12 protein-coding genes are annotated in these 17,587 nt (G+C 68.9%); 7 read left to right on the top strand and 5 right to left on the bottom strand.

All coding sequences use genetic code 11. The features are described 5' to 3' along the window. Positions 1 to 126: 126 nt before the first annotated feature. The 3 genes from LLH23_17435 to LLH23_17425 all read right to left on the bottom strand — a co-directional run bounded on the left by LLH23_17435 (position 127) and on the right by LLH23_17425 (position 4,205). Positions 127 to 1,992, bottom strand: coding sequence for a family 10 glycosylhydrolase (locus LLH23_17435; protein MCE5240249.1), 1,866 nt, complete (start codon positions 1,990 to 1,992; stop codon positions 127 to 129). Positions 1,993 to 2,006: 14 nt separating this feature from the next. After that, positions 2,007 to 2,624, bottom strand: a complete 618-nt coding sequence (locus LLH23_17430; protein ID MCE5240248.1) for a prepilin-type N-terminal cleavage/methylation domain-containing protein — start codon at positions 2,622 to 2,624, stop codon at positions 2,007 to 2,009. A 222-nt stretch (positions 2,625 to 2,846) separates the two neighbouring features. Next, a complete protein-coding gene (locus LLH23_17425; GenBank protein MCE5240247.1) occupies positions 2,847 to 4,205 on the bottom strand; it encodes an aspartate aminotransferase family protein in 1,359 nt (452 codons plus the stop codon). Between the two features lie 120 nt (positions 4,206 to 4,325). Between LLH23_17425 and LLH23_17420 the strand changes: the two genes are divergently transcribed. Together LLH23_17420 and LLH23_17415 are read left to right on the top strand one after the other, a co-directional pair. Further along, positions 4,326 to 4,922, top strand: a complete 597-nt coding sequence (locus LLH23_17420; protein MCE5240246.1) for a DUF4337 domain-containing protein — start codon at positions 4,326 to 4,328, stop codon at positions 4,920 to 4,922. A gap of 67 nt (positions 4,923 to 4,989) precedes the next feature. Then, entirely contained in the window at positions 4,990 to 6,027 is a 1,038-nt protein-coding gene (locus LLH23_17415) for a Gfo/Idh/MocA family oxidoreductase (GenBank protein MCE5240245.1), read from the top strand. 25 nt (positions 6,028 to 6,052) lie between these two features. Here LLH23_17415 and LLH23_17410 read toward each other — a convergent pair whose 3' ends face one another. Continuing rightward, a complete protein-coding gene (locus LLH23_17410; protein MCE5240244.1) occupies positions 6,053 to 8,794 on the bottom strand; it encodes a DNRLRE domain-containing protein in 2,742 nt (913 codons plus the stop codon). A gap of 84 nt (positions 8,795 to 8,878) precedes the next feature. Beyond that, positions 8,879 to 10,342, bottom strand: a complete 1,464-nt coding sequence (locus LLH23_17405) for a sulfatase-like hydrolase/transferase (GenBank protein MCE5240243.1) — start codon at positions 10,340 to 10,342, stop codon at positions 8,879 to 8,881. Positions 10,343 to 10,488: 146 nt separating this feature from the next. On the opposite strand from LLH23_17405, the gene cysK reads away from it, so the two are divergent. From cysK to LLH23_17380, 5 genes are all read left to right on the top strand, one after another. Continuing rightward, positions 10,489 to 11,382 carry a cysteine synthase A gene (gene cysK, locus LLH23_17400; protein MCE5240242.1) on the top strand — a complete coding sequence of 298 codons (894 nt, stop codon included), beginning with the start codon at positions 10,489 to 10,491 and terminating at the stop codon, positions 11,380 to 11,382. 111 nt (positions 11,383 to 11,493) lie between these two features. After that, positions 11,494 to 13,962, top strand: coding sequence for a right-handed parallel beta-helix repeat-containing protein (locus LLH23_17395; protein ID MCE5240241.1), 2,469 nt, complete (start codon positions 11,494 to 11,496; stop codon positions 13,960 to 13,962). Continuing rightward, complete coding sequence (locus tag LLH23_17390) at positions 13,944 to 14,540, top strand: nitroreductase family protein (protein ID MCE5240240.1); 597 nt, start codon at positions 13,944 to 13,946, stop codon at positions 14,538 to 14,540. Before LLH23_17395 ends, LLH23_17390 begins: the two co-directional genes overlap by 19 nt. A 208-nt stretch (positions 14,541 to 14,748) precedes the next feature. Next, entirely contained in the window at positions 14,749 to 15,483 is a 735-nt protein-coding gene (locus tag LLH23_17385; protein MCE5240239.1) for an AAC(3) family N-acetyltransferase, read from the top strand. A 62-nt stretch (positions 15,484 to 15,545) separates the two neighbouring features. After that, entirely contained in the window at positions 15,546 to 17,573 is a 2,028-nt protein-coding gene (locus LLH23_17380) for a hypothetical protein (GenBank protein ID MCE5240238.1), read from the top strand. Positions 17,574 to 17,587 lie beyond the last annotated feature (14 nt).

Here is a 17,587-nt window from a genome sequence, read left to right as displayed (position 1 = left end):
CATCCCGCCATCCCGCCATCCCGCCATCCCGCCATCCCGCCATCCCGCCATCCCGCCATCCCGCCATCCCGCCATCCCGCCATCCCGCCATCCCGCCATCCCGCCATCCCGCCATCCCAATCCCCCTCACCTCACCCAGCTCGGCACCGCGTCCTCCTTGAACGGGCCCGCTCGTAGGGCCGCGGCTTGCGCGTCGTCCAGCATGCTGTAGATGTACAGCCCCACGCCGTTGCCCGGCCACTTGCGCTGGCAGTAGGACAGCAGGTCCGCCACGAGCTGCCCCTCGCGCGGGACGACCTTCCCCTGGTTGTTCACCTCGTAGTTGCCGCACAGCTCCACTACCGCTGCCGGCTTGCGCGTCGCTGCCCGTGAGGCGTCCAGCCGCGCATACGCCAGCGTGCGGCCGTAGTCCATGCTGTAGGCCACATCGAGCCAGCCCTGCTCGATCCACGGGAGCACGTTGCGGCCATCCAGGGCCGGTAGCTCGGCGGGGGGCGCGACATGCACATCGGCGCTGACGACGAGCCCGGGCTTCAGCTTCCGCCCCTCGGTCGCCAACTGCCGCACGAGGTCCGCGATGGCCTCGTCCTGCCACTGCACCAGGCGGCCGCGCGCTTCGAGCGACTTCCCGACAGCGGAGATGTCGTCCGTCAGACTGGCGCCAGTGCGCGCGCGGTGCTCTTCCTGGCACTTCGGCCCCCGGCAGATGCCCCCGGTGCGGATGTAGTCCAGATTGATGCCGTCCACCCCGTAGCGCCGCACCACGTCCAGCATGAGGCCGACCATCCAGTCGCGGAACTCCGGCCGATGCGCGTCGAAGAAGCCGTCGGGAGACCCCTCCTCGCGGAACTCGGGATGCAGGTTGCCGCTGCGCGAGCAGACGCAGAACCACGGGTGGACCTCGATGCCGTTGGCATGGCACTGCTTGACCAGATACGCCAGCGGGTCGTGCTCGGGGGTCATCAGCTTGTCCACGCCCGGCGCGGGCGGCTCAAGGGGACTGGGCCAGTGCGTCCCACGGCCATGCCACACACAGGGGACGAAGACATTGAAGCCGGCGGCCTTCAGGCGCGCGACGATCTGGTCGGCGCCCTCGCGGCTCGCCCAGTTCCATGACTCGTCCAGGATGGCGCGGCTTTCGCGCAGTCGCCCCTGCCCGTCGCGTGGCAGCTTCGGCGCCGGCGCCTTCAGCACGTCCGTCAGCCAGGCGTTCCGGCGGGCCTGAATGGCGGCCCAGTTCGGCTCCTGGGCGGCGAAGGCGGCGGCGACCTCCTCGTCGGTGAAGGCCTTGTCGTAGATGGCCAACTCATCGAGGAGCACCTTCGCCGGGCGGTCCGAGCCCATCCCGGTGGGGGCATCCGAGCCGATGAACAGTCGCGTGCGGGGGCGGCGCAGGTGCTCGCAGATACGGGTCGTGCGGGCGGCCGGCTCGCCGTCCAGGTACAGGGCGCAGTGCCCTGGCTTGCCCTCGGCCCAGGTGAGCACCAGGTGGTGCCACTCGTTGAGGCGCTCCCCGAGGCCGAGCAGTTGCGTGGTGCTCGCGTGCATGTAGCTCTGGTTGTCGCAGATGAAGTACATCCGCCCCGCGCCGCCGCTGCTCTCCCACCACCCCTGGCTCAGGACGAAGTAGCCTGCCGGATCACCGTCCAGGCCCATCGAGAGCAGGGCGTGGGATTGTCCATCGGCCGGGTTCCAGTCGGGCTTGATCCAGCACATGAGCGTGCCGGCCTTCATGTCGAGGTTGCCCTGCGGGTCGAAGCTGAGCCACTGGCCGGCGTCGAGCTTTACAGCCCCGCCCCATCGGCCCTGCGCCACCAGGGCGGCCTCCTTCACCTCGGCGGCCGGGCTGCCTTTGGCGAGGTCCGCGTTGCACGAGGTGTCGAAGTGGGCCAGGAGGAGCGTGTGGGCGTCGGGTTGGGGTGGCCCGGCCGGGGCACACCAGCCGGCCTGCGCACCGGCCAGACCAAGGAGCAGCAGCAGAAGGGTCAGCATGGCGCCTCCGGGGGTCAGGGGATCCACATGTTGTTGGCTGCGTCCGCACAGGTCGTGGCGGGGCGGTACCACTTCACATGGCCGTCGAGGAAGGAGAAGTTGCAGCCGTCGTTGTGGCGGGCGTCTACGCGGGTCAGGCGGTGGGCCGGGTAACTGGCGCCCAGGGCGCGCAGGCTGCCGCGGACTTCAAACAGCAGGATCGTGGCCGAGGGGCTCTGCACCTCGGAGAGCAGCATTGCCGAGCTACCGTAACCGCCCACCATGGTCAGGTCGAAGTTCAGGCCATAGCTGTGCTTGTAGCAGGTCGTGCTGGTGGCGAAGGAGGCCGCCTGGTCACCTACGCACAGGTAGAGACCCTCGCTGTGATGGTACGGCATCAACAGGACGTCCCAGCTCGTGGCGACGGCACCGTTCTGGCCGCCCGTGACATACGCCGGGATGAGCACGCCGTCGTAGTCCTCGGCATACAGCAGCACCGCAGAGGCCAGGTGGCCCATGTTGCTGGCGCAGTGGACCGTCTCGGCGCGCTTGTTGACGATCTCATAGACGGGGTAGATGATGGCAGCCAGGATCATGATGATCGCGACAACCACCAGCATTTCGATAAGCGTGAAGCCTCCGGCCCGGCACATACCGTTGCGCCCCCGCGTTGCGATGCCTGCTCACGGATGCGTCGTTGCGGCGCGTACCGCCTGGCCATCCCCACCTGGTCCCCCGGTGGAACCCCCGGTAACCTATGTCTTCCGCCTATGCCCCGCGCGTTCCTGCTTGCCCGAGGCCGTTGGAGCGCGGTTCTCCAGAGCCGCACGGGTCTGTCGCAACGACTGCGGCTCTGGAGAGACGCGCTCCAGGCCCTACAGCCCGAAGTGCGCCGTCGCGTCCCCGATGGCCCCGTCGAACAGGCCGAGCATGAAGTCGGCCTCCTCGCGGCTGATGACCAGCGAGGGCGCGATCACCAGGATGTCGCCGTTGTTGCGCAGGATCATGCCGTTCCGGTGGCACCAGTCCCGGATCCAGGTCCCCACCCCCAGCTTCGGGTCCACGTGCAGCCGCAGGGCCCACAGCAGGCCGATCCCGCTGGCCTCGCCGACGCAGGCGTACTTGCCGCGCAACTCGTCCAGGCGCGCCTGGATGTACTCCCCCTGCACGCGCGCGTTCTCCACCAGCCCCTCACGCTCGATGATGCCGATGTTCGCCAGCGTGGCCGCGCAGGCGACCGTGTGCCCGCCGTAGGTGCTGCCGGAGCGCAGCTCGGTGCCCGGCCCGCGGCGGAAGACCTCCGCCACCTGTGGCGTTGTCACCGTCGCGCCCAGGGGGATGAACCCACCGGTGAAGCCCTTGCCCACCGTCATGATGTCCGGCGTTACACCGTCGTGCTCGCAGAAGAACCACTTGCCTGTGTGGCCGAAGCCAGTCTGGACCTCGTCGAAGATCAGCAGAATCCCGTACTCGTCGCACAGGTCGCGTACGCCTTGCAGGTAGCCCTTGGGCGGCAGCGGATAGCCGGTGTTGGAGCCGGGGAGCGGGTCCATGATGAACCCCGCGATGCTGTCGGGGCCTTCGTCGGCGATCAGCTTCTCGATCTCGGCGAGTAGTTGCCGGGTGTAGGCGGCGGAGGTCATGCCCTCGGGCACGTCGCGCTCGCGCGCGGCGCTGACGAACAGGGCGCCGGGCATGAGCGGCTCGAAGTACTCCCGGAACCAGCGCAGACCGGTGACGGCGCTGCCGCCCAGGGTCGTGGCATGGTACGAATCGCGGCGGGCGATGAACTTGAAGCGATGGTGCTCGCCGCGCTCCAGATGGTACTGCCGCGCCACCTTCAGCGCCGTCTCATTGGCTTCCGAGCCGCTGTTGACGAAGAAGCTGACTCCCAGGTCGCCGGGCATCAGCTCCTCCAGCTTGCGTGCCAACTCGATCAGCGGCACGGTGAACGCGTCCACATAGTTGGGGAAGAACTCCAGGCGCTGCATCTGCTCACTCACGGCCTGGGTGACTTCCGGCCGCACATGGCCGCAGATGGTCGTCAGCAGCGTGGCGAAGGAGTCGAAGTACTTGCTGCCATCTACGTCCCACACGTAGCAGCCCTCGCCACGCACGAAGATCTTCGGGCCGCCGGCCAACTCGGCATTGCTGGCGAAGTGCGGGATGATGAGGCGGAGGGCGTCGTCGCGGAGCCGTGCCTTCTCGTGGTCCGACCACTCGGGGGTGCTCACTGGGCTCACCTCGCTGTCGCGGGCTGGACAACGCCCTCCCTTTCGTCGCAGGTGCGCCTGCACCTCTGCGGGAATTGCCACCCGTCGCGCGCAAGGTCAGCGTCACGAGGTGGGCCCCGGATGGTAGACGAGATCGTGGATCAGGCGCACGAGAACGCCGAGGGCAGCAACGACCGGTTCGTCAACGTCGCCGCCGTCATCGTGGCCGTCATCGCCACCTTCATGGCCCTGTGCGGCGTGAAGGCCGACAACATGGACTATGGCATCCTGCAGCAGAAGTCCGACGCGGTGGACATGTGGGCCATGTACCAGGCCAAGAGCATGAAGCAGTACATGTACAAGCTGCAGCGGGACTCCTTTGAGACCATGCTGCTCACCTCGCCCGGTCTCACCCCGGCTGCCCGCGCCGAGGTAGACAAGCGCCTGGCCAGGTACAGCGCTGAGATAGACCGCTACGAGCAGGAGAAGGAGGAGACCAGCGCCAAAGCCAAGGCGCACGAGGCAAATGTGGAACGCATGAACCGCATCGCCGACCTGCTGGACATGACCGAGGTCTTCCTCTCGCTGTCCGTGGCGCTGCTGGCGATCACGATTCTGACGCGACTGCGCTGGATGCTGGCGCTGTCCCTCGTGCCGTCGGCCATCGGTGTCTGCTTCGGCGCCGCGGCGCTGGCAGGCCTGAACATCGAGATCGTTCTGCCGGCCTTCCTGACGTAACCCGGAGGAATCCGTCGCCCGGTGACGAACGGACCGGCGCAGCCTATCGCCCACGAAGGAGCTTCCCATGGCGAAGAAGAGTCCCATCAAGATCGGCGTCATCGGCCTCGGCCGCGCCGGCTACAACATCCATGTCCACCGCCTGCGCGGGGACGACCGCTTCCAGATCACAGCCTGCACGGACTTCATCCCCGCCCGCATGAAGGAGATGAGGGACGAGTTCGGTTGCGAGACGTTCAAGGACGTAGACGCGATGCTCAAGGGGGCGGACGCCGAGGTCATCGTCGTGGCGACCTTCTCCGACACCCACACGGCCGTCAGCAAGCAGGTCATGAAGAGCGGGCGCGCCGCCATCTGCGAAAAGCCCATCGCCGACAGCGTCGCCGACGCCAAGAGCCTCCTGGCCACCGCCGAGAAGACCGGGCAGAAGCTCCTGGTGCACCACAACTACCGCTTCTTCCCCGAGACCCGCTACCTGATCGAGCTGATCAAGAGCCAACGGATCGGCGAGGTCTTCGAGATTCGCATGAGGGCCCTCGGCTTCGGGCGGCGCTATGACTGGCAGTGCATGCGCAGCCACGCCGGCGGGGTGCTCAACAACACCTGCCCGCACTTCATTGACATCGGCCTGCAGCTCCTGGACTCGCCGGTCAAGGAGGTCTTCTGCGACCTCAAGCAGATCGCGTCCTTCGGCGACGTGGAGGACCACGTGAAGGTGCTGCTGCGGGGCGAGAACGGCCGTGTGTACGACATGGAGGTCAGCAGCGTCTGCAAGTTCCCCGAGCCCAAGTGGACGGTCCTGGGCAGCCACGGCACGCTGGTCAGCGACGGCACCACCAGCAAGCTGGCGTTCTTCGACCCCAAGAAGGCCGGGACGTACAGGCTGCTGACGAAGCCCACCCCGGACCGCAGCTACGTGACCGATGAGAAGATCCCGTGGCAGGAGGCCGAGGAGCCGACCAAGGGCAAGAGCATTGGCGACTTCTACGACAACGTGCACGCGGTGCTGCGCCAGGGCAAGCCGCTGGTGGTAGCGCCGGAGGAGGCCCTGGAGGTCGTCCGCGTGACGCAGGAGTGCAAGAAGAAGAGCGGGTACTACAGGTAGTCGCCGCGGGCGCCCCGTGGCGTCCTCAGTCGCACTCGAACACCAGTCGCGGACGGTTCGCGTCGGTCGTGGCCATCGGCCCGGTGAAGTCCCATTCTACGTACGGCGTCTGCCCTTCTTGCTCGAACTTGAGCAGCAGACCGTAGTTGTGGGCTGGGTCGGTGAGCCACGACCGCGCCGGTTCTGTGATGTCCAGCTCGAGCCACTTCGCCCCGGTCTCGTATGGTGCGGCGACGCACGGCGCGGCCTCAAACGTCGGCATTGTGCCCCAGGTGACCTTGCCATCCCAGGGCGCCGTCACGCGATGGACGACCATCGTGCGCCCCCCAGATTGCCCCGTGGACTTCTCGGCATACAGGCGCAACGTGACCTTGCGCAGCGTCTTCCCCTCCGGTAGCGCCACCCGGGACAGGTCAAACTTCAGCAGCGTTCGGCAGCCCCTGTTGTCGCACACGATCCCGCGCGCCATGCCCGCGAAGGAGCGCTCCGGCAGGTACTGGATGATCGTCGTCAGCACGCCGTTGGCGCCGCTGAGTACGTACGCGTTGCTCCCGGCCGCGAGTTGGAGATGCTCCGGCCCGGAGGCGAGGGGCGGAGGCGTCGTCCTGGTCGCTGCGGCCGCAGTCGTCGTCGAGGTTGGATGGTCCACTGCCTGCGCCTTGGGCAGGCCACCGGGGAAGGGCACGTAGGCGGGGTCGCCCAGCAACACGACGGGCGCGATGGTGTTGGCCTGCCGATGGGCGCGCGTGCCACGGGCACCGGGGGGCAGTTCTCCCTCGACCCACGGGTACAGCACCACCTGCTTGAGCCGCGACGCCGCCATGCACGTGTCGGCGTTGCGGGCGAAGGCCTGCCCCATCGAGAGCCCCTCGTCCACGGCCAACATGGCCTCGCGGACAAACCAGAAGCTGCTGGACGTCAGGCTGCCCACGAGGCCAATCGCGCCGCCGTGGATCATCGCCAGCGCGACACTCGAGCGCGGCGGCATCGGCGCCGGATGCAGCAGCTTGTCCTTGCTGACATCCCACAGCATGTTCGTGACGGCGTTGCCATAGCACGTGCCGCTGAAGGCGATAGCGTGGTTGAGTTGCACGCCGAACAGGTCGGCGCCGGTGATGCCGCACGACGAGTGGCCGGACCCATGGCCCATGAAGACGACGGCGGTGGCGCCGTCGAACTTGGGCATCTCGGACACACGGCGCTGGGCCCACTGCCTGTCGTCAGTGTCGCCGCAGATGGCGTTGGCCCGCAGTCCCATCTGCGCGTACTGCGCGGCGCGCTGCTCCATGGCCTTGTAGCAGTGGTCCATGCCGTCGAAGACTTGACCGACGCACGCGGCGAGGTGCGGCTCGGGCGGCTGAGCCTCGGCCTCGATCGTGCGCTGCACCATCGCCCAGGCGTCGTCCGGCGTCTCGCCGGTGATGAACCCGTAGGTGAAGTCGAGGGCGACGTCGTGGTCCATGGTGCTCGCCGCCAGGAAGACCGTCTCGGCGAGTTCGGGCACGATCTCGGCGGGTGGGGCGACGAGGGCGATCTGCTCGGCCTGCAGGGACTGTAGTGCTCGGTAGAGGCCCGCGCGCGGGACGAAGGGGATGGTCAGCACGTCCGTCTGGCGGTACTGGGCGAGCGCGGCCGCGGCGCGGTAGTAGGGGTGGCCACGGGGCACGCAGGTCACGACGGCGTAGCGGCCGGCGATCACGGGGAGGTCGGCGCGCTGCTCGGGGATGTCCAGCAGCGGGACGCCGTCATCCTGCTCGGCCGCGCAGGCCATCTGGCCGAGAATCGGGGCCAGCGCCTCCCAGTCCAGCCCCATCCCGTGCGCGATCTGCTGCGGGTCGTACTCATCGGACAGGAACGCCGTGTCGAGGCCCTGCATGACGTAGGAGATGCCGGCCTGTTCCAGCGCCCGGTCCAACTGCCCGGCATACGCCTCGCTCACCGTCCGCCCCGTGTCCGCCGACAGGCAGAGCAGGGGGCACCCCATCTTGGCGCCGTACGCCGTGCCGAGAGTGCGGAACGAGGCGACGCAGTTGGCCGCCGGGAATCGCTCGTAGAGCGTCATGCTCGGGAGGATGACATCCACGGCGTCGAGCACGGGCTCCCAGTGGCTCGCGTAGATGGGCCCCACCAGGCCGAGGGTCGCCCGCGAGCGGCGCCGGTCGAGGGCCTCCCGCACGTCCCGCAGGAACTGCACCACGCCGGGCCGCGCCGGGGCGTCCGGCCTCGGCCGCTCGCCGCACTGCCGGCAGCCGCAGTAGTCGTGCGGCTGCCCGATGAGGACGGCGGTGAAGCCGGGGAAGGATTTGACGATGGCCTGAGCCCACTGGGCGCCCCACGCGCGGGCCCGGCTGTCGCTGTAGCAGATCTCGTACCCGTCATGCTCGGCGGGGCCGCCGTTGAGGGTCGTCTGCGTCGGGACGGTGGGGTTGTCCCTGAAGCGAGGGCGGTACATGGCCGCCACGTGCACACCGGCTGCGCTCAGGCGGGCCAGGAGGGCATTGACGGCGCGCTGGTCGGTGCGGGGGGCAGTGTCGGGGATGCAGTCCCAATCCACGATCACCGTGCCGACATGGGCCTGAGCAGCGAATGACACCAGCGCTTCGACCGGGTAGTCGCTGCCGATGCCGACGGCGGGCACGGTGAACCCGCGTGACCATTGGGTAGCCGCGGCGGGCTGAGCGTGGCCGACGCCCAGGCCGAGCACTAACGAGGCGGCGAGCAGGACGAGGCGACCGCGCGAGCACGACGTGCACGTACCCGAGGCCATGGGACCGTCTCCCCCGACCGTGATGCAACCTGCTACGCGGACACTTCGCCCCGGTCCCGACCGGCACCTGCCGGCGGTCAGCCGTCAGCCCCGCTCCAGCGCTCGGTACGGCCCGACCGGCACCAGCCCCACCGGTGGGTAGGCGTTGTCAATCGTGTCCTCGGTGTCGCGCGCATACTCCCACAGTCGCCGGATCAGGCGGCGCTTCACCGGCTCCAGCGCCGGGTCGGCCGCCAGGTTCCGCCGCTCCCACGGGTCAGCCTCCAGGTCATATAGCTCGTCCTCGTCGAAGCCGTTGAAGATGTACTTGTAGCGGCCCACGCGCATGATGCACTGGGTGTAGTACAGCTCCACCCCGTTCATCTGCGTGAAGAGCTCGTCGCGCTGTCCGTCCGGCTCCTCGCCCGTTAGCAGTGGCACGAGGCTGTGGCCGTCGGTGTGCGGCAGCGGCTCGGCCCCGCCGATCTCCAGCAGCGTCGCCGCCATGTCCACATTGGGCGTGATCGAGTTGACCTCCCGCCCCGCGCCGGCCAGGCCCTCCGGCCAGCGCATGGCAAGCGGGATGCGGTACGAGCCCTCGTACGGGGCCACGCCCTTGAGGAACAGGCCGTGCTCGCCCAGCAGGTCCCCGTGGTCGGCGGTGCGGATGATGAGGGTGTGGTCGAGTTGCCCCGTCTCCTCCAGGGCCTGCAGGAGCATGCCCAGGAAGTCGTCCTGCATCGCGCACACGGCCCAGAAGCGCGCGATGGACAGGCGGACCTGTTCGGGGTCGAGCTGGTCCCAGAGCTGACGACGCTGGCGGGTGTACAGGCGCGGCCGGTCGCTCATGTCATCGCGGAAGCTCGGCGGCAGTGGCACCGTGGCCGGGTCTATCCGGTCGGCATAGTCCTCCGGCACGGTGTAGGGGTCGTGCGGCGTGGCCCAGCCCAGGTACGTGCACCAGGGCTGGTCGCTGCCAGCCAGCTCGCGGATCGTGGCGATGGTGTCCTGCGTCTGGCGGTACTCGAGCGTCTGGTCAGCGGTCACCGGGCGGACGGCGGAGAGCAGGGAGTCAGGCCAACCATCGCGCGGCACCCAGACGCAGTCGTGCAGGCCGTGCTTCGTCTCGGCATCGCGCGGGCCGGGCTGGCGGTCCCACGAGGTCTCGTGCCGCTCGGGCGGGACGGCCGTCACGGTCCCGAACTCCTCCCAGCCACGGTCGGCCGGGCGCTCCTCGGCGCTGACATGCCACTTGCCGGTGTACTGCATCCGGTAGCCGGCACGCGCGAGATGCTCGGGCCAAGTGACCACGCCCGGGCTCAGGCCCCTGTGGATGGCCGTGCGCGTCAGGACGTTGTTGAACACGCCGTGGCGGCTGGGGTACACGCCGGTCATGAAGCTGGCGCGGGAGGGGCAGCAGTGGGTGCTGACCGTGTACGCCTGGTTGAACAGCACGCCTTCCCGCGCCAGGCGCGAGGCGTGCGGCGTGGGGCATGGGTGCGTCGGGTGCAGCACATCCGCGCGCTCGTGGTCGGACATGACGATGAGGACATTGGGGCGTGAGGGCATGACGCTCCATCCGGGGCGCAGTGGTGACGGCGTCTCCTTCCTCGGAGACGTAGGCCGCTCCTCCCGCGCGGGGGCGGACGTCCGGCATTGCGCTGCGCCGCCCATGCTGGTAACATGGGGCTTCATCCCTGCGAGGCGGTAGACCCATGTTCCACACCAATGTGCTGCAACTGATCGGCAATACCCCCATGCTGCGCCTGGCGAAACTGACGGAGCACCCCGTGTTCGTCAAGTGCGAGCTGCTCAACCCTGGCGGCAGCATCAAGGACCGCATCGCCCTGGAGATGATCGAGTGCGCCGAGGCGACGGGGCGCCTGAAGCCCGGAGACACCATTGTCGAGCCCACCTCGGGCAACACCGGCATCGGCATCGCCCTGGTCGGAGTGCAGAAGGGCTATCGCGTCATCATCTGCATGCCCGAGAACATGAGCGAGGAACGCCGGAAGATCATCCGCGCGCTCGGGGCCGAACTCGAGCTGACACCCGCCGAGGCCAGCATCCAGGGCGCCGTGGACCGTGCCGCCGAACTGGCCAGCCAACCAAACGTCTTCGTCCCCCAGCAGTTCGAGAACCCCGCCAACCCCAAGTGTCACTTCGATACCACCGCCCGGGAGATCTGGGAGCAGATGGACGGGCAGGTTGGGGCCTTCGTCGCCGGCGTGGGCAGCGGGGGCACTCTGCAGGGCGTGGGCAGCTACCTCAAGGAGCAGAACCCCAACTGCCGCGTCGTCGCCGCCGAGCCAGCCAATGTCTCGGCGCTCCTGGGGCATGAGCCGGGCCTGCATCAGATCCAGGGCATCGGCGACGGCTTCATCCCCGCGGTGCTCGACGTGAGCCTCGTGGACCACGTTGTGGAAGTCACCGATGAGGATGCCATTGCTACCGCGCGGGCGCTGGCCCGTGTCGAGGGGCTGCTGGTCGGCACCTCCTCGGGCGCCTGTGTCTGGGCGGCCATGCGGATTGCGCCTGAGATCGAGGGCAATGTCGTGACCATCCTCGCCGACCGCGCCGAGCGCTACTTCAGCACGAGCCTGATCTGAGGCGGGAGCCGCTGGAGGGCGGGGGCCGGCTGCCGCTCGGCCCTCCGGGCAGGGGACACCCGCCCGCGCGCGGAACTGTGCCGGACACGCCGCGAAAGGGTGATCGGGCACATGCGGGCTTCTCTTCCCCTCCTGGCTCTGGCGCTGGGGCTGCTGGCGATGCCGCTGCCGGCCGCGGAGCTGTTCGTCTCTCCCTCGGGTAATGACGCGAACCCCGGCACGCTCGCGAAGCCCTTCCGCACCATCGGCCAGGCGGCGTCGGTGATGCAGCCCGGCGACACCTGCCGGCTGCGCGGCGGCGTGTACCGCGAGACGGTGCGGCCCGCCAGCTCCGGCGCCGAGGGCGAGCCGCTCTGCTTCGCCGCCTACAAGGGCGAGGCCGTGACCGTCTCGGGGGCCGACCCGCTGACCGGCGCGTGGACCCGGCACCAGGGCGACATCTGGAAGCTCGCGACCCCGCTCAAGTTCATCCAGCTCTTCAGCGATGGCAAGATGCTGCCCGAGGCGCGCTGGCCCAACGCGACCAGCGATGACCTCATGACCTTCCCCCGCGCCGCCGCCGGACCAGGCACGGACAAGTTCGTGCTCGCCGACCCCAACCTCCCTCCTGGCGACTGGAACAATGCCCTCATCCTGATCTGGCCTGGCGACCGCTGGACCAGCCAGATGCGGCGCGTCACCGAGTACAGGCCGGGCCAGTCGTTCCGCTTCGCTGAGGACTTTGTCCGCGAGAAGGCCGACCCGTATCACCAGCACGATCCCTATGCCCCCCGCCCGGGGAACCCGTACCTCCTCATCGGCGCGCTGGCCGGCGTGGACAGCCCCGGCGAGTGGTTCCTCGATGAGGCGACCGGGACGCTGTACCTGCAGGTGGCCCCCGGCGACATGCCCGCCAGGCACCGGATCGAGGCCAAGCAGCGCGACCTCGCCTTCGACCTGAGCAAGCTGTCGTGCGTCGAGGTGCATGGGCTGGACATCATCGGCGCGGCGATCAACATGGCCGACGCGCAGCACTGCCTGGTCGAGGATTGCCGCCTGCGGTATGTGCAGCATGTGCGCGAGTGGACCAAGAAGGTGCGGCCGCCGACGCTCAACGTGATGTCCGGCAAGGGCAACGTGTGGCGGCACTGCCTGATCGCGTACGCGGCGCTGGCGGCGATGCAAGTGACGGGCGAGGGCAACCGCGTGGAGAACTGCGTCATCCACGACGCCGACTACTGCGGCACCGGGTCGGGCGGGCTCAACGCCGGCCGTTCGGTGGGGGCGGTCGTCAGCCACTGCAGCATCTTCCGCACGGGCCGCGACATCATCCCCCACCACGGCAGCAAGCGCATCCTGCTGGAGTACAACGACCTGTACCACGGCAACATGCTCAACAACGATGCCGGGGCGATCTACTGCTGGGGGACCGACGGCGAGGGCGGCGTCATCGCCCACAACTGGGCGCACGACCTGCTCGGCGATGCCACCTCCGGCATCTACCTGGACAACTTCAGCAAGAACTTCATCGTCCACCACAACGTCGTGTGGAACACCACCGCCTGTGGCATCCACATCAACTGCGATGCGCTGAACCACCTGATCGCCAACAACACCGTGGCGCTGTCCAACAAGCCCTTCGGCACGTTCACCTACGCTGCCTACACCCCGACGATGAAGGGCACGCGCATCCTCAACAACCTCGTCAACGCCCCGCTGCGCCCGGAGGACCCGAGCACCTTCGTGCAGGGCGAGTTGGGGCCGGAGCTGCAGCGCAACACCTTCGGCGCGGTGGACCGCGACGGCGTGCCCGTGAAGGGCTCGGCGGCCATAGACGCGGGTATCGAGATCGCGGGGATCACCGATGGCTTCGCGGGCCGGGCGCCCGACCTGGGGGCGTATGAGTTCGGCGGCGCGCGCTGGGTCGCCGGGGCCGATTGGCGCGACCCGCAGGCCCCGCCCCCGCCGACGCACGATCTGAGCTTCACCCCGCGCACGACGCTGACCGAGAGCACGATGATCCGCGAGGGCCTGCTGGTGTGGCTGGACGCCGCCGATGCGGCGACCCTCACGACCGGGGCGGACGGTGCGGTCGCCGCCTGGCGCAGCAAGGGCCCCGGCCAGCTCGTGGCCCTTCCGCGCGATCCCGCGCAGCCGCCGGTCAGGCTCGCACCAAACGGCCTCAACGGCCGCGCCGTGGTGCGCGGCACGGGCGTCGGGGCGCTGCGGCTCACGATACCGGAACGCGCGCCGGGGCCGCTCACGGTGCTGGTCGTATCACAGGCCCCCGAGGCGTCCGGGCCGGCATGGCAGCGGATCGCCGCGGCCTCGCGCCCGACGCCGAAGGAATGGGAGGCACCGAACTGGACCATCGTGCGGCGCGGCGGTGAGAAGCCCCAGGCCTACGGCCCGCAGGTGTTCTCGGTGCAGATGCGTGCCGGTGTGCTCGACCGGCTGACCATCCTGGGCGCCTCGGAGAGCGCCGGGCAGAACCTGTATGGCGATGTCGCCGAAGTGCTCATCTTCGGCCGGGCCCTGCGCTTCGATGAGATGCTATCGGTCGAGCAGTACCTGAACCGGAAGTGGGGGCTGAAGCGATAGGCGCCTTCCTCGACCTCGCCCGTCGCCGGCGCAGTGTGCGGCGCTATCGGTCTGACTCTGTGCCCGAGGACATGCTGGAGCAGGTCCTCGAGGCCGGTCGCTGGGCGCCCAGCGCCGTCAACAGCCAGCCCTGGGAGTTCATCGTCGTCCGCGACGCGGAGGTCAAGCAGGCCCTGTACGACCTGGCGCAGGTGGCGGGTCTGCACTGGAAGCAGCTCCTGAGCGCGCCCGTCGTGATCGTCATCACGGCGCGGAAGCTTACGCCGTACTCGCGCGATGACTGCGTCTTCGCGGCCCAGAACATGATGCTGTGCGCCACCGACCTGGGCCTGGGCACATGCTACATCGGCGGGTTCGCCGAGCAGAAGATCCGCAGGCTGCTTTCGATCCCGGAGGGCCACATCCTGCCGGGGATGATGACTGTGGGCTATGCCGAGGCCGAGCCCCCGGCCCCGCCGCGGCGCGAGTTGGCAACGATGACCCACCAGGACACGTACCAGAGCCGCGGGCTGGACCTGTCGCACGTCAGCCGCATCGGCCGCATGGTCGTGAAGCTGTTCCGGCTGCAGCGGAAGTGAAGCCGTAGCGGCGCGATTTGTCGCGCCCGGTCGAGACACGCACGGTGGGCGCCACATGCCCACGACTGGCGCGATGAATCGCGCCACTACACCCGCGGCACAACAGTTGTTAGGGATGTACCCTATGCCATCCGATCAGCCTGTCGTCACCCACGAGACCCTCGTCGCCGGCTTCCGTGAGCTGGGCCTGGTGCCCGGCACGCTGGTGATGGTCCACAGCTCCCTGTCGGCCTTCGGCTACGTCGAGGGCGGCGCGGAGACCGTCATCGCCGCGCTGCTCGACGCCATCGCGCCGAACGGGACACTGGTGCTGCCGACGCTGTGCCAACGCGACAAGGAGCGGCGGCAGCAGACGTGGGATATTGCGCAGTCGCCGTCGGATGTCGGGAAGATCACCGAGGTGTTCCGCACCTGGCCCAGCGCCATGCGATCGGACCACTTCACCCACTCCGTCGCCGCCCTCGGGCCGCTGGCCGCGGAGATCACCTCCGGCCATGCGACCGCGTACGGGCGGCCCAGCCCCTGGGGGGAGCGCGCCTTCGGCCACGGCAGCCCGTGGGAGAAGCTGTATGGGCACAACGCGCTGTACTGCTTCCTGGGCGTGAGCTTCCGCGTGCACACACTAAGGCACTTCATCCAGAGCCTCGTGCTGGAGGAGACGCTGGCGCGCCTGCCGGAGGCGGCCCGGGCGGAGCTTGCGGCCCTGGCCGCGGGATGGAGCAAGCCGGGGCTCTTCCCGTGGTGGAACGGTGAGCAAGAGGAGGAGGCGCTGGCGGCGCGCGGGCTCATCCGCTATGTGCAGATCGGCGCCGCGATGTGCCGCTCGATCCCGGCGCGAACCGATGTGGATACACTCCTGCAGCTCATCCGGGAGCAGCCCGACCAGTGGCTCAACCCCGAGTTCCTGCCGTGGTACGTGCAGGCGTCGGGAAACAAGGCCTGAAGGTGGACCGACCCATGCGACTTGTCTGGTGTGTATTCGCGATTCTGTCCTGTGGAGTGCTTATGGCTGCCCAACTGAAGGTGGATGTCAACGTCATGCCCCGCCTCATCTTCACCGGCGACTCGCAGACCTGCGGCTGCGTCGGGGCGATGGACTATGCGCAGATGTTGTCCTGGGAAGTGCCGCTGCGCATCTTCAACCGCGCCGTGGGCGGCAGCAACACCACCCACCTGCTGTCCGAGTTCGGCGGCGGCACCGTCACCGTCAAGGCCGGTGACAAGATTGTCCACGGTGAGAGCGTCGGCTGGTTCGCCGGGCCGTACATCGGCCAGAGGGTGCGCTTCGGCACGCAGGAGTACACCGTGGACAGCATCAAGACGCTCGACTACGCCAAGCGCCTCTGCGAGCTGACGCTGACCGAGCCCGCGCGCGAGGACTACACCGGCACCGACTACAAGTTCGAGGCCGGCTGGCGCGTCCGCGTCGCCGACGTGCAGCCCCAATACGCCTGCTTCATGTTCACCGTCAATGACGCCGGTCGCAAGCCCGAGGACTTCAAGGCCCAACTCGCCGACATCGCGAAGCGCTGCCGCGAAGCCGGTATCCGTCCGCTGTTCATCAGCGGCGTGCCGTTCATGGACGCCGAGTCCGGCGGCTCCCATGCCGGCGCCGTCAGCCACACCGCCCACCGCGCGCAGGACCTGCTGGAGTTCTGTCAGGCCGAGAAGCTGCCCTATGGCGATGTGTACCGCACGCTCGATCTGCTCGACCCGCAGCGCACCTCCGTGTGGGCCGACACGATCCACCCGACCAACGATGGCTCGATCCTGGCCGTCCACGCGGTGCGGTACCTCCTGCGCGAGATGGGCGCGCTCGGCAACCCGTACTACGTGCGGGGCTATCGCGCGCCGGGGGCAGAGCTGCCCAGGCCCGATGCCACCGGCCTGCAGCCCATCACGACCGCCCAGCCGCGCCGCGACAAGAACAACAAGCTCGACCAGGCCGGGCACAACCTGGAGGCCCAGCGGATTCGCGACGAGTACGGCCTGATCGCCGCGCAAGACGGGCAGACGCTCAGTAGTCGGACGGCCCTGCTCTTCAAAATCGGCGTGGGCCCGGCGGACAAGCTCGAGGGCTTCGGCCTGGACGTAGCGTGCAGCAACCCCGCCGCCGTGCGGCTGTTCGACTGGAAGCAGAGCGCGTGGGTGTCGGCGCTGGACAATGCGGCGCGCGTGCGTGACTGCGTGCACGACGGCGCCGTGTGGGTCGGCGTCCCCGGCCCGGACGTGGCGGTGGACTACGTGGCGCTCACGCTCCGCGGCGACGTGCAGCCCTGGCAGCCGCCGCAGTCCGACCGCGCGATCCTCTGGCCGACGCCGGGGCAGTTCGACTGGAGCCAGGACGGCAACCTGTTCGCCAACGGCGCCCTCACGCAGGCCGAGGGCGGCAAGCCCACGGGCTGGCAGCCGCAGGGCCAGGACGCCCGCTATCTGCCGGAGGGCGTGGTCGCGACCGGCACAGGCGAGTTCTGTGGGCCGCGCGGCGACCAGTTCAAGTGCGCCGGCGCGAAGTTCACGCAGACCGTCCGCCCGCTGGACATGCTCGTGGTCAAGGCGGCGATCACCGACGGTCCCAACTTCCTGGTCGAGAAGATCGTGGATGACGAGACGCTGGACCTGCGCCGCACGCCCAAGCAGGCCCCCGGACCAGTGGCGTTCGAGGTGAAGCGCTGGGCTGGCCTGCGGGCCGTGCCCGGCGGCTGCTGCCTGGAGGCGAGGGCGGGCAGCGAGTGGCGGACCGAGGTGCCACTGGAGCAGGGCGAGTACCGGTTTAGCTTCTTCACCCGCTGCTTCAACCCGGGGAACATGAACGCCCAGAACGTGGCGACGGGCCGGCCCGTGGTGGCGCTCGATGCGCCGACCTGGCGCGACCCGGTGGTCGTCGGGCCCGGGCTGGACGCCAGCTACCTGTGGCTGCGCGGCGAGCAGACCTTCACCATGCGGCAGGACGGCACGCTGCGGGTCAAGGTGTCGGCTCAGGGCTCCGAGGCGGTGCAGGTCACGGGCCTGGCCCTCAGTCGCCTCAAGTAGCCTCGGACGGGGTG

The organism is bacterium (genome assembly GCA_021372615.1).
Classification (GTDB): Bacteria; Armatimonadota; Zipacnadia; order Zipacnadales; family UBA11051; genus JAJFUB01.
Note: the sequence above shows the minus strand (reverse complement) of the source record. Positions and strands in the feature narration are given on the sequence as shown.